At 41.6% G+C, this 12883-nt stretch carries 11 protein-coding genes; all 11 read left to right on the top strand.

Annotated elements, in window-relative coordinates; all coding sequences use genetic code 11:
• Positions 1-10 precede the first annotated feature (10 nt).
• On the top strand, positions 11-1114 hold the full coding sequence (locus AAGR14_RS11360) for a S1C family serine protease (RefSeq protein WP_342644331.1): 1104 nt from the start codon (positions 11-13) through the stop codon (positions 1112-1114).
• A gap of 202 nt (positions 1115-1316) precedes the next feature.
• Positions 1317-2510 carry an aminofutalosine synthase MqnE gene (gene mqnE, locus AAGR14_RS11355; RefSeq protein ID WP_342644330.1) on the top strand — a complete coding sequence of 398 codons (1194 nt, stop codon included), beginning with the start codon at positions 1317-1319 and terminating at the stop codon, positions 2508-2510.
• A 3-nt stretch (positions 2511-2513) separates the two neighbouring features.
• Positions 2514-3134, top strand: coding sequence for a histidine phosphatase family protein (locus AAGR14_RS11350; protein WP_342644329.1), 621 nt, complete (start codon positions 2514-2516; stop codon positions 3132-3134).
• 9 nt (positions 3135-3143) lie between these two features.
• Positions 3144-3890 carry a menaquinone biosynthesis protein gene (locus tag AAGR14_RS11345; RefSeq protein WP_342644328.1) on the top strand — a complete coding sequence of 249 codons (747 nt, stop codon included), beginning with the start codon at positions 3144-3146 and terminating at the stop codon, positions 3888-3890.
• 233 nt (positions 3891-4123) lie between these two features.
• Positions 4124-4627 carry a hypothetical protein gene (locus tag AAGR14_RS11340; protein ID WP_342644327.1) on the top strand — a complete coding sequence of 168 codons (504 nt, stop codon included), beginning with the start codon at positions 4124-4126 and terminating at the stop codon, positions 4625-4627.
• 133 nt (positions 4628-4760) lie between these two features.
• Complete coding sequence (locus AAGR14_RS11335) at positions 4761-6947, top strand: bifunctional alpha,alpha-trehalose-phosphate synthase (UDP-forming)/trehalose-phosphatase (protein ID WP_342644326.1); 2187 nt, start codon at positions 4761-4763, stop codon at positions 6945-6947.
• Between the two features lie 218 nt (positions 6948-7165).
• The gene (locus AAGR14_RS11330; protein ID WP_342644325.1) at positions 7166-7363 is read left to right on the top strand and encodes a cold-shock protein; all 198 of its coding nucleotides are present in this window, start codon (positions 7166-7168) and stop codon (positions 7361-7363) included.
• 100 nt (positions 7364-7463) lie between these two features.
• Positions 7464-8765: an MFS transporter gene (locus tag AAGR14_RS11325; RefSeq protein ID WP_342644324.1), complete on the top strand. Its 1302-nt coding sequence runs from the start codon at positions 7464-7466 to the stop codon at positions 8763-8765.
• A gap of 25 nt (positions 8766-8790) precedes the next feature.
• A complete protein-coding gene (gene hemF, locus AAGR14_RS11320) occupies positions 8791-9702 on the top strand; it encodes an oxygen-dependent coproporphyrinogen oxidase (protein ID WP_342644323.1) in 912 nt (303 codons plus the stop codon).
• Between the two features lie 34 nt (positions 9703-9736).
• Positions 9737-10138, top strand: a complete 402-nt coding sequence (locus AAGR14_RS11315; RefSeq protein ID WP_342644322.1) for a hypothetical protein — start codon at positions 9737-9739, stop codon at positions 10136-10138.
• Between the two features lie 169 nt (positions 10139-10307).
• Positions 10308-12881, top strand: coding sequence for a DNA gyrase subunit A (gene gyrA / locus AAGR14_RS11310; RefSeq protein WP_342644321.1), 2574 nt, complete (start codon positions 10308-10310; stop codon positions 12879-12881).
• Positions 12882-12883: the final 2 nt, after the last annotated feature.

The following is a 12883-nucleotide window of genomic DNA, read 5'->3' as shown; positions in this document are numbered from 1 at the left end:
GGAAGTAAGAATGAGTGACCACCAACTGATTGAATTGATAGAACGTTACCTAAACGGCGAAATGAGCGCCGAAGAAAGGGAACGTTTTGAGGCAATGCGCCAGGATAACGCTGCTATTGAAAGCCGCATTAAAGAACATGCTCATTTCACAGGCTTAATAAAGCAGTATGGCAAACGCGTGGACCTTGAAAACCGCCTGAATGCAATACACCAGGAAATAGATGTACATACGCTAACTGAAGAGTTAACCATCCATCCAAACTGGGTAGTTAAATTATGGCGCAACCACCATTCTAAAATTTCGGTGGCTGCTTCTATCGCCTTGTTTGCTGTGGTAGCTACATTATATCTTACCGGTAGTTTAAATAAAAGTACAACAAGCTATGTTGCCCTGCGCCGCGAAATGCAGAGTATTAAACGCACTGCCGAAAACGCAGAGCGCAACAACAAAGCGATCCTTCACGATATTAAATCAAGCAAGCGTATTATCAATAATGGCTCTTTTGCAGGCTCCGGCTTTGCCTTAACAGCAAATGGCTACATCGTAACCAACTACCATGTAGTTAGAAACGCTGATTCGGTTTATGTGCAAAATGCTGCCGGCGATGCCTATCGCACAAAAGTAATTTACACTGAGCCGGCATATGACATTGCGGTGCTTAAAATTGACGACGCGTCTTTTTCTAAATTTAATAATTTACCATACAGTTTCCGTCGTTCGAGAAGCGATGTAGGCGAGGATCTATATACCGCTGGCTTTCCTACCGATTCGTTGGTTTTAGGCAGGGGTTACCTGAGCTCGGCTAACGGATTAAACGGCGATACTGTTGCTTATCAGGTATCGTTACCTGTTAATCCAGGTAATAGCGGTGGCCCGGTGCTTGATGCCAAAGGCAACATTATTGGTGTTATAAGCGGTAAGCAAAGCCAGGCCGAAGGTGCTGCTTACGCCATTAAATCAAAATACCTTTTCCGGGTTGCTAAAGAGATTACCAAAGATTCTACCGATAATAAGATTATATTAAACAATAAAAGCAGTTTGAACGGTTTAACTCAGGCTCAGCAGTTTAATAAAATACACGACTATATATTTATGGTAAAAGTATACAACTGATATGCTGTAAAATTTACCCTGCAAAGGCTTTTTCGAAAGAAAAGGCCTTTGTTGTTTTATGGCGTTACGTAACACCACAGTGGTAAACATTATGCAATGCGCAATCAGGAAACTTGCGTACCACCACAGAAACAATGTTACAAACAAGTGATATGCATAAGTGCCTTAATTGTTACCTTTGCCCAATAATTCTACTTTAAACATGGATGCTGAACAACAACTCTCAGTGCTGCTCCAGGATGACCGTTTAGCTGACGATCTTAAACATATAGCTCAAAAAGTACTTAACCATGAGCGTATTACCTTCGATGAGGGAGTAACACTATATCAAAAAGGCGAATTAGGGTATTTAGGTATATTAGCCAATTACGTGCGCGAGAAACGCCATGGCGATAAAACTTATTTTAACCGTAATTTTCATATCGAGCCTACAAACCTTTGTGTATACGATTGCAAATTTTGTTCTTACTCGCGCTTAATTAAACAGCGTTCGGAAGGGTGGGAGTACACAATGGATGAAATGCTCGACATCGTCAAAAAATACGATAATGAGCCGGTAACCGAAGTGCATATTGTAGGTGGTGTTTTGCCCCAGTATGATATGCCTTTTTATCAGCAGCTGTTTAGTGCTATCAAAGCTCACCGTCCTGACTTGCACGTTAAAGCATTAACACCGGTTGAATATCATTACATCTTTAAAAAAGCAAAAGTTGACTATGCCACCGGTATGCGGTTAATGAAAGAAGCCGGGTTGGAATCAATGCCGGGCGGTGGTGCCGAAATTTTTCATCCGGAAATACGCGAGCAGATTGCGAAGGATAAATGTACAGGCGACCAGTGGCTGCAGATACACGAAGAATGGCATAGATTAGGTATGCGCTCTAACGCGACTATGCTATACGGGCATATCGAAGAATACCGCCACCGGGTAGACCATATGGAGCAGCTGCGCCAGTTACAGGACCGGACAGGAGGATTCCAGACCTTTATACCATTAAAGTTCCGTAACAAAGACAATCAAATGTCAAACGTTGCAGAGTCTTCTGTTATTGAGGATTTGCGCAATTATGCCGTTGCCCGCATTTACCTAGACAATTTTGACCATATCAAAGCTTACTGGGCTATGATAAGCCGTACAACCGCGCAACTATCATTAAACTTTGGTGTGGATGATATTGATGGTACCCTTGATGATACGACCAAGATCTACTCCATGGCCGGTGCCGAAGAACAGCATCCGGGTATGAGCACTAAACAATTGGTGGAGTTAATTAAACAAGTGGGCCGTCATCCAATTGAGCGTGATACGCTCTACAACGTTGTTACCGATTACTCAGAATATCAGTTTGCCGAAGAAACCAAGCCTCAATTTTACAAGCTGCCGGTTATCAATTAAACAATGACAGAAAAAACACTATATATCGTACGCCACGGGCAAACCGATTTAAATAAACAGGGGATTGTACAAGGCCGCGGGATGAACACTGAACTTAACAGTGAAGGCTGCCAGCAGGCTGGGTTATTTTATAACGCCTACAAGCACATCCCATTTGATAAAATTTACATTTCGGAGCTTAAGCGTACGCAGCAAAGTGTTCAGCAGTTTATTGATGCAGGTTTACCCTTTGAAAAACTTTCGGGCCTGGATGAGTTAGCCTGGGGTAAATATGAAGGGCAACCCAGTACTCCCGAAACAAAATCCGCATTTTTAAAAATTATGCGTGAGTGGACCTCGGGCAACCTGGATGCAAAGTTTGAGGGCGGCGAAAGTCCAAATGAGGTAAAGCAACGGCAGGAGCAGGCACTCAAGACGATCATGAGTCATCCGGAAGAAAAAAACGTGCTTATTTGCATGCATGGCCGCGCCATGCGGCTGTTTTTGTGTTTGCTTACCGGTAAATCTTTAAAACACATGGATGATTTTCCGCATCAAAACCTCGTTTTATACAAAGTTACGTTCGATGGTGAGCAGTTTACGATAGCTGAATTTAACAACGCCATCCATTTAAAAATTCATTAAGCTACTTCTTTGAAAAAAATACGTATATCAGCTGTTAGTTACACTAACACTAAACCTTTTTTATACGGTTTACAGCATACAGATATCATTAATCAAATAGATTTAAGTCTGGATATACCTGCTGACTGTGCACAAAAATTAATTGACGACGAAGCTGATATAGGCCTGATTCCTGTAGCGGCTACTTTAAGTTTACCTGAGTGGCACTTAGTTTCTGATTATTGCATAGGTGCTGTAGGCGCTGTAAATTCCGTGTTTATTTTTAGTAACTGCCCCATCAATGAGGTTGAAAGGTTACAATTAGATCCGCAGTCGCGCTCGTCAAATAACCTGGCACGCGTGCTTTTGCAAAATTACTGGAAGCTCAACCCGCAGTTGATAACCAACGCCGTTGATTATGGTCAATCGTCAGATGTAAAAACAGCTTTTGTGCAAATAGGCGACCGCACCTTCGGAAAAGCTGATAGTTATCCTTATATATACGATCTGGCATCGGAGTGGACTAAGTTTACCGGTTTACCTTTCACCTTTGCTGCCTGGATAGCAAATAAGCCGATTCCGCAGGCTTTTATTGATAAGCTAAATCAGTCACTACAATATGGGCTTGATCATCGTGAAGACTTGTTTAAAGACATGCCTATGCGCGAAGACTTTGATATAAAAGATTATTTAACACATAAAATAGATTATCCGCTTACCGATAAAAAGAAAGAAGCACTTTTTTTATTTTTGGATTATATAAAAAAGCTCAATTGATTGCTAAATATTCAACTTGTTTGATGTTTTAATGACAAGTTTATTGCTTATTCCGAAATCCATTAGCAATTTGTTATTTATAAGTGGGTGTAATCGGTTAAATTTTAAAAACATAAATTTCAAACCATTATTTTATGAAATTATTATAAAAATTCAAAATTGTTTATCATTTTCATATTTGTGCTGTAAATTTGTTGCAGATTTAAGATTAGAAATAAAAAAAAACAAACATTATGAAAAAGATAGCATTACTGAGCGCCTTATTTGCAGTTTTTAGTTTAAACACTTTTGCTGCTGATGGCGGTAAAAAATCTGATGATGTAAACAAAGTTCCTTATTTTGTTTTGCGTCAGTTTGAGTCTGAGTTTGTTGATGCCAAAGAAACAAACTGGACTGTAAATGAAAACTTTGAAAAAGTTGATTTTACTGTTGATAACCTTAAAATGTCAGCTTATTACGATACTAACGGTAAATACATCGGCCATACAGAAACTGTAACTTACAACGTTTTACCAAATCACGCAAAAAAACAAATTGCGCGCGAGTACGAAGGCTTCCATGTTAAAGAATTAATCCGCTTTCAGTATGCTGAAACGCCAACATCACCTTTAACCCGTTTGGCAGCATCTAATGTTAATGATGACGAAGTTTACCTATTAACTATCTATAAAGCCGATAAAGAGGCTACATTACGCATCAGCCCTACATCTGCTGTTGAAGTACTTTCAAAAAACTAATAAACACTGGTTAATTTGGTTTTAGGCCGCACCTTTGGGTGCGGCTTTTTTGTTTAATACAAGCTGTACAACTTATTTGTTAAAACAACATCTGCTTTTTCGGTTTTATAATTACCAACCAACGTGTTTATATATGCCGAAAACAATTATTGTATCTAACAGATTACCGGTTAAGATAAAAGAAACAGACAACAATTATGAATTAGTACCAAGCGAAGGTGGCTTGGCTACCGGACTGGGAACGGTCTATAAACAAGATGGTAATATTTGGATAGGGTGGCCGGGCCAAGTGATTGAGCCGGAAAAAACCCAGCAAGTAACTAAAGAACTTAAAGAACTAAGCCTGTTACCTGTTTACCTGACTCAGGAAGACATCAGCGAGTTTTACGAGGGTTTTTCTAACGATGTGCTTTGGCCTGTATTTCACTATTATGCATCTACCTATACTACGTACAATCCCTCGCATTGGGAGTATTATAAAAGCGTAAACGAAAAATTTAAAGACGTCATTTTAGAAAATTTGGAAGATGGCGATACAGTTTGGATACACGATTATCAATTGTTGTTATTGCCTGCGCTTATCAGGCAGGTAAGGGCCGATGTCTCGATAGGATTTTTTCTGCACATTCCGTTCCCCTCTCACGAGATGTTCAGACTTATCCCTTGGCGAAATGAGCTTTTAGAAGGTATGCTGGGGGCTGATTTAATTGGCTTTCATACCTTTGATGATGTACGGCATTTTTTAAGCTCTGTGTCGCGCTTGCTGCCGGTACATATATCTTCCAATGTCATTCTAAATGGAGACCGTACCGTTGTGGTGGAATCGTTTCCGATGGGTATTGATGACCGAAAATATGCAGGGCTGCCGCAAACTGATGATGTTAAAGAACAGGCACTGCAAATCCGCGATATCTTTAAAAACAATAAAATTATCCTGTCGGTCGACCGCCTTGATTACAGTAAGGGTATTTTGCAACGCTTGCAGGCGTTCGAGTTATTATTAAACGATCATCCCGATTATATAGGTAAAGTAACGCTTTATATGGTGGTTGTTCCATCGCGCGATACAGTAGCATCTTATGCTCATCTACGCGACCAAATCGATAAGAAAGTGGGTAATATCAACGCCCGATACCGTACCATCGACTGGACGCCAATTACATATTATTATCGTTCTTTGCCTATAGAAATGCTCTCAGCCCTGTACAGCACAGCAGAAGTATGCCTGGTAAACCCCATGCGCGATGGCATGAACCTGGTTAGTAAAGAGTATGTAGCCAGCCGAACCGATAATGATGGCGTGCTGATATTAAGCGAAATGGCAGGTGCATCAAAAGAACTTATTGATGCTTTGGTAGTTAACCCTAACAATGTTACACAGGTTAAAGATGCAATAATTGAAGCATTGGACATGCCGCTTGCCGAACAGCAAAGACGGATGACTCAAATGCGGCAATTAGTGGCTAAGTTTAACGTAAGGCATTGGGTACAGTTATTTATGGAGAGGTTGTATGAAGTGAAATTAATGCAACGTTCAATGCAAACAAGACATGTACACTCTGCCACAGCCAAGTCTATCATAAACCGATACAGAAGCACCAGTAAACGTATTATTTTTTTAGATTACGATGGCACCTTGGTTGGCTTTAAAGCCAACGTTAATCAGGCGTCGCCCGATGCAGAATTGTACCACCTGTTAACGCAACTCTCTGCAGACCCACATAACCAGTTGGTCATCATCAGCGGAAGAAAACATGAAAATTTAGGGGATTGGTTTGGCGATAAAAATATTTACCTGGTAGCCGAACATGGGGCTTGGTTCAAACAACAATATATGGAATGGCACAAGATTAACGGCCTGTCCACCTCATGGAAAAAAGATCTGTACAGTATTTTTGAAAAGTATGTCGATCGTACGCCGGGATCGTTCATCGAAGAAAAGACCTATTCTTTAGTGTGGCATTATCGCAAAGCCGAATCTGGTTTGGGCGAATTGCGCGCCAATGAGCTGATGAATACGCTAAAATTTTTGGCAACAGACAAAGGCTTACAATTACTGCCTGGTGATAAAGTGGTTGAGGTGAAAAATATGGAGATTAATAAAGGGAAGGCAGCCTTAAGTTTGGTTGAGCAAGGCGATTATGATTTTGTTATGGCCCTGGGTGATGATTTTACCGACGAGGATTTATTTAGAGCATTGCCGGACAACGCTATTACTATTAAAGTTGGTACCGGAGCATCACTGGCTAAATTTTATGTTCGTAACCCAACCGAGGTTCGTGGGCTATTAACGTCTTTGGGCGAAAGTGTTCCGGCCTGATCCGATTGCGTGATTAAACGAATGGTTTTTCATAAATCCGCAAACGAGGTGTAGCATTAAATCGGCATTGATGGCATTTCTTGAAATAATATAGTGATACACAATAGTTTTGTTATTAAAATAAATTATTTAATTTGGTATTAACTTTCCAAATTGATGTCTAACCTCCTCAATTTGGCCAAGATTATCAATCGCTTATAAACTATATTATTAAAATTATGAAAACCGGGAAAGTAAAATGGTTTAACACTCAAAAAGGATTTGGTTTTATTATTACCGAAGATGGTAAAGACCTTTTTGTACACTTTAAAGATGTTGAAGGCGGCGTAAATGCCATTAAAGATAACGACACTGTACAATATGATGTAGAAGAGGGTCGTAAAGGCTTACAAGCTGTTAAAGTAAAAAAAGTATGACCGTTATAAATCAATAATTAAAACCTCTGCCTTGCAGGGGTTTTTTTATGCCCAAAATTTTATATTGCAGGCTAATTAATATAATTACCGATTCTGCATCATGACTGATACCGCTGTAGTCAAAAACAACAAAAGCATCATATTTCTGGTTTTGGTAGCATCCCTGGGCTACTTCGTTGATATCTATGATCTCCTTATTTTTTCAATCGTAAGAATTAAAAGTCTTCATGATGTTGGTGTAAGCGATGCCGATATGCGTACAAAAGGAGAATTCATCCTGAATATGCAGATGTTTGGCTTACTGGTTGGTGGTATTATATGGGGCGTAATTGGTGATAAATTTGGTCGTATTAAGGTTTTGTTCGGTTCCATATTATTATATTCTCTGGCCAACTTTGCCAACGGCTTTGCTACAGATTACAACACCTACGCCATTGTACGTTTAATTGCCGGCATTGGTCTTGCCGGCGAACTTGGCGCTGGTATAACCCTGGTAAGCGAAACCATGAGCAAAGAAAACCGGGGTTATGGTACTATGCTGGTGGCAGTTGTAGGCTTGCTCGGTGCGGCAGCAGCAGCCACTGTAGCACAGTACGGCTGGCAGCGTGCTTACTTCATTGGTGGCGGATTGGGCTTGCTGCTACTGTTACTGCGCGTTGGTACATTTGAATCGGGAATGTTTAAACAGGCCGAAGAAAGCTCAGTTTCTAAAGGGAATTTTTTAATGTTGTTTACCAATAAACAGCGTTTTCTTAAATACCTATATTGTATATTAATTGGTACCCCGCTATGGTTTGTAGTTGGTATCTTAATTACCCAGGCACCCGAGATCGGTAAGCAGTTAGGTGCTCCCGAAGTGTTAAGTGCCGGCACCGGGGTAATGTACACTTACATTGGTCTTTCGGTTGGCGATATGTTTGCCGGTTTGCTTGCACAAGTAACTAAGTCCAGACGATTGACTATGCTGATTTTTCAGTTGCTTTCTGTAGTAAGTGTAGTTGTTTACCTTAACTCTTACGGCATAACGCGTGGCCGTTTTGTAATTATTACCTTGTTTATTGGTTTCTGCATAGGCTATTGGGCTACATTTGTAACTATAGCATCTGAGCAGTTTGGCACCAATATTAGGGCTACGGTTACTACCACGGTCCCTAACTTTGTGCGTGGCTCACTTATTCCTATTCACCTAAGTTTCGAATTTTTTATCAAATTCTTTAATTCTCGCGGAGATCAGCATAGCATTATCACCAGTGCCTACGTAATGATGGCTATTGTGACCTTTATCGGGTTGTTCGCACTTAGCCAATTGAAAGAAACTTTTGGCAAAGACTTAAACTATATGGAAGATGACAGAGATGTTACACCTGCAGGTATAACATCTGAAATGAATAGGTCCCGTTAAAATTCATTTTTTGCATTTTTGCGCCATGATCAGTAAAGAACAAATAGCGGAAGAGTATAAACAAATACAAGACGAGATTTGCTCGGCGCTTGAGCAACTGGACGGGCAATCATCGTTTGTGGAAGAAATCTGGAACCGCGAAGGAGGTGGTGGCGGTCGTACGCGCGTAATCCAAAACGGCAATATTTTAGAAAAGGGCGGTGTAAACTTTTCGGCTGTGCATGGTAAATTACCCGACTCTGTTAAACGCGGACTTAAGGTTGAGCAAGATGACTTTTTTGCCGCAGGCGTATCTATCGTAATGCACCCAAACCATCCCATGGTGCCCATCATCCACATGAATATACGTTATTTCGAGATGCCTTCGGCTATCAAGGATGGTAAGCCTCTGCGTTGGTTTGGCGGCGGGATTGATTTAACACCTCATTATGTGTTTGAAGATGATGCCCGCTTTTTTCACGGCAGTTTAAAATCTGTTTGTGATCAATATCACCCCGACTTTCATCATCGTTTTAAAACATGGGCTGATGATTACTTTTTTATCAAGCATCGCAACGAGACACGCGGCATAGGCGGTATTTTTTATGATCGCTTAACAGCCAGCGATGACATCAGTTGGGAGGATATTTTTGAGTTTTCTAAATCTGTTGGCCGTACTTTTGCACCCGTTTACACCGAACTGGTTAACCGCAGCCGGCACAAACCGTATAACGAACAGCAACAACAATGGCAATATCAGCGCCGTAGCCGTTATGCCGAGTTTAATTTAGTTTACGATGCCGGCACTAAATTTGGGCTGGAAACCAATGGCCGTATTGAGTCTATCTTAATGAGTTTGCCGCCTACAGCCCAATGGCTTTACAACTACCAGCCAGAGCCAGGCAGCGACGAACAAAAAACATTAGATTTACTGAAAAAAGGAATCAGCTGGGCTTAGTATATCGTTCATTACCAATCCAATAAATTACTTCATGAAAAAAATAATTGTACCTGCCTTATGCAGCTTGCTTGCGATGTTGGCCTTCATTAATCCGTCGCCGCAATTAAAAGGTAAATGGCGGTTTGCCGGCGGTATATATAATGGCAAGCCCGAAGGAAGCACTGAGGGTTACCTGCTACAACGGGTTTATACCGACCAGGGTTTTAACGCATACTTACTGGCGTCCGGAAGCAAGCCCGAAAAATATCAGTCGGGAAAATATGTACTTTCGGGCAGTAAGTATACCGAAACTGAAACCTACAGTATGCAACCGTCTAAACTCACTAACAAGCCTGTACTATACCAGTTAAGCAGGCGTAAAGACACCCTAATTTTAAAAGGCAAACTACCCACCGGCATGCAGGTAGAAGAGTACTGGGTACGTGTAAAATAACTTAAAATTTTGAATTATTTTGTGTTGGCGAAGCGTCACATAACATGTACTATACCCTTAATGTTGGTAAATAGTCTGACATTTTAAGGTAAATTTTGTATCTTCGCAGGTCAGTTTTTGCACATCAACCTAAAAACATTGAGCAAATTTTTCTTACATAAAATTTCAAATGGCTGAAGATAATTCACAGAACGAAGACAGAATCATTCCTATAAACATTGATGAAGAAATGCGGTCAGCCTACATTGATTATTCAATGTCGGTTATTGTTGGCCGGGCCTTACCCGATGTACGTGACGGTTTAAAACCGGTACACAGACGCGTGCTTTTTGGTATGCTCGATTTGGGTTTAGCCAGCGGCAAGCCGTTTAAAAAGTCAGCCCGTATTGTGGGAGAGGTGTTGGGTAAATATCACCCGCACGGCGACTCATCTGTTTACGACACCATGGTACGTATGGCCCAGGATTGGAGCCTGCGCTATCCGCTGGTAGATGGTCAGGGTAACTATGGTTCTATTGATGGCGACAGCCCTGCGGCTATGCGTTATACCGAGGCCCGTCTGCAAAAAATAGCCGAAGAAATGATGGCTGATATCAATAAAGACACTATTGATTATCAGCTTAACTTTGACGATTCGCTGGAAGAGCCGAGCGTAATGCCGGCCAAAATACCAAACTTGTTAGTTAACGGTGCTTCGGGTATTGCTGTAGGTATGGCCACCAATATGGCGCCACACAATTTAACCGAGGTAATTGATGCCACCACGGCATTGATTGATAACCGCGATATTGAGGTACCGGAATTAATGAACTTCATTAAAGGTCCTGATTTTCCGACCGGTGGTATCATTTATGGTTACGAAGGTGCCAAAGATGCTTTTGAAACCGGCCGTGGCCGTATCGTGTTGCGTGCCCGTGCCGAAATAGAAACGTTTAACCACGACCGCGAGCGCATCATAGTTACCGAAATACCTTACCAGGTAAACAAGGCGCACATGATTGAGCGCACCGCCGAATTGGTGAACGAAAAGAAAATCGAAGGTATATCTACTATTCGCGATGAATCTAACCGCGAGGGTATCCGCGTAGTGTATGAGGTTAAACGCGATGCCAATGCAGCTATCGTTCTTAATAACTTATACAAATACACCTCCCTGCAAACTTCTTTTAGTGTAAACAACATTGCGCTGGTAAAAGGCCGCCCGATGCTGCTTAACCTAAAAGACCTCATTCACCATTTTGTGGAGCACAGGCAGGAGGTGGTTGTGAGACGTACCCGTTATGATTTGGCCGAGGCCGAAAAGCGTGCGCACATCCTCGAAGGCTTGCTGATTGCTTTAGATCACCTGGATGAAGTGATTCGTTTGATTCGTGCATCGAGTACGCCTGAAGATGCACGTGATGGCTTAATGACACAGTTTGGCTTGAGCGAAATACAGGCACGTGCCATTTTAGACATGACATTGCGCCGTTTAACCGGACTGGAGCGCGATAAAATTAAAGATGAATACGCCGAGTTGATGAAAACTATCGATTATTTAAAATCGATATTGGCCGATCCGGCATTGCAGATGCAGATCATCAAAGAAGAGCTACTCGAGATTAAAGAAAAATACGGCGACGAGCGTAAAACTGAAATGGTTCACTCGAGTGCCGAAATGATGACAGAGGACTTTATCGAGGATGAAGAAGTGGTCATTACTATCTCGCACGAGGGTTACATCAAACGTACACCTTTGACTGAATATCGTAGACAGGGCAGAGGTGGTAAAGGTGCGTTGGGAAGTAACAGCCGCGACGAAGACTTTATTGAACACTTGTTGGTGGCTTCTAACCACAATTATATGCTGTTCTTTACCGAGGCCGGTCGTTGTTTTTGGCTTCGGGTGTTTGAAATACCCGAGGGTACCCGTACATCGAAAGGTCGTGCGATACAAAACATCATTAATATTCCGAAAGAAGAAAAGATCAGGGCGTACATTAAGGTGAAGAATCTGAAAGATCAGGAGTATCTGGAAAATAACTTCATCATCATGTGTACCAGTAAAGGTACGATCAAGAAAACCTCGCTTGAGGCTTATTCTCGTCCGCGCGCTAATGGTATCAACGCCATAAATATTAATGACGGTGATACTTTGTTAGAGGCTACATTAACCACAGGTACCAGCGAGATTGTAATGGCATTAAAATCTGGCCGGGCTATTCGTTTTAACGAAGCTACAGTTAGACCGATGGGCCGTACCGCAACTGGTGTTCGCGGTATTACACTCGAAGACGATAATGATGCCGTAGTGGGCATGATTGCAATTAACGATGCAGAAACTACCGTTTTGGTGGTATCTGAAAAAGGATACGGAAAACGTACGGACATTGAAGACTACCGGGTAACTAACCGTGGCGGTAAAGGTGTAAAAACCATTAGCGTAACTGAAAAAACCGGCAAACTTGTTGCGATAAAAGACGTTACTGATACGGACGATTTAATGATTATCAACCGTTCGGGTATCATCATTCGTATTGCGATGAACCAATTACGTGTGATGGGACGTGCAACGCAAGGAGTGAGGCTGATATCATTTAAAGGGAATGATGAAATTGCTTCAGTAGCCAAGATTGAGCATAGCGAGGAGGAAGAACTGGAACAAGCAATTGAAAGCAGTTTGGAAACCAACGGAAGTGACGTAGGCGAAGAAGACACAGACAGCCCGGCCAACAATGCACCGGACGATGCCGAAAATGAATAAAA

Origin of the sequence: Mucilaginibacter sp. CSA2-8R (genome assembly GCF_038806765.1) — a bacterium.
Lineage (GTDB): Bacteria > Bacteroidota > Bacteroidia > Sphingobacteriales > Sphingobacteriaceae > Mucilaginibacter.
Note: the sequence above shows the minus strand (reverse complement) of the source record. Positions and strands in the feature narration are given on the sequence as shown.

Excerpts from the sequence above, each read along its gene's own strand:
- mqnE (WP_342644330.1), top strand. The coding sequence starts at position 1,317 with ATGGATGCTGAACAACAACTCTCAGTGCTGCTCCAGGATGACCGTTTA.
- AAGR14_RS11330 (WP_342644325.1), top strand. The coding sequence starts at position 7,166 with ATGAAAACCGGGAAAGTAAAATGGTTTAACACTCAAAAAGGATTTGGT.
- AAGR14_RS11335 (WP_342644326.1), top strand. The coding sequence starts at position 4,761 with ATGCCGAAAACAATTATTGTATCTAACAGATTACCGGTTAAGATAAAA.
- AAGR14_RS11360 (WP_342644331.1), top strand. The coding sequence starts at position 11 with ATGAGTGACCACCAACTGATTGAATTGATAGAACGTTACCTAAACGGC.
- gyrA (WP_342644321.1), top strand. The coding sequence starts at position 10,308 with ATGGCTGAAGATAATTCACAGAACGAAGACAGAATCATTCCTATAAAC.
- hemF (WP_342644323.1), top strand. The coding sequence starts at position 8,791 with ATGATCAGTAAAGAACAAATAGCGGAAGAGTATAAACAAATACAAGAC.
- AAGR14_RS11315 (WP_342644322.1), top strand. The coding sequence starts at position 9,737 with ATGAAAAAAATAATTGTACCTGCCTTATGCAGCTTGCTTGCGATGTTG.
- AAGR14_RS11350 (WP_342644329.1), top strand. The coding sequence starts at position 2,514 with ATGACAGAAAAAACACTATATATCGTACGCCACGGGCAAACCGATTTA.
- AAGR14_RS11325 (WP_342644324.1), top strand. The coding sequence starts at position 7,464 with ATGACTGATACCGCTGTAGTCAAAAACAACAAAAGCATCATATTTCTG.
- AAGR14_RS11340 (WP_342644327.1), top strand. The coding sequence starts at position 4,124 with ATGAAAAAGATAGCATTACTGAGCGCCTTATTTGCAGTTTTTAGTTTA.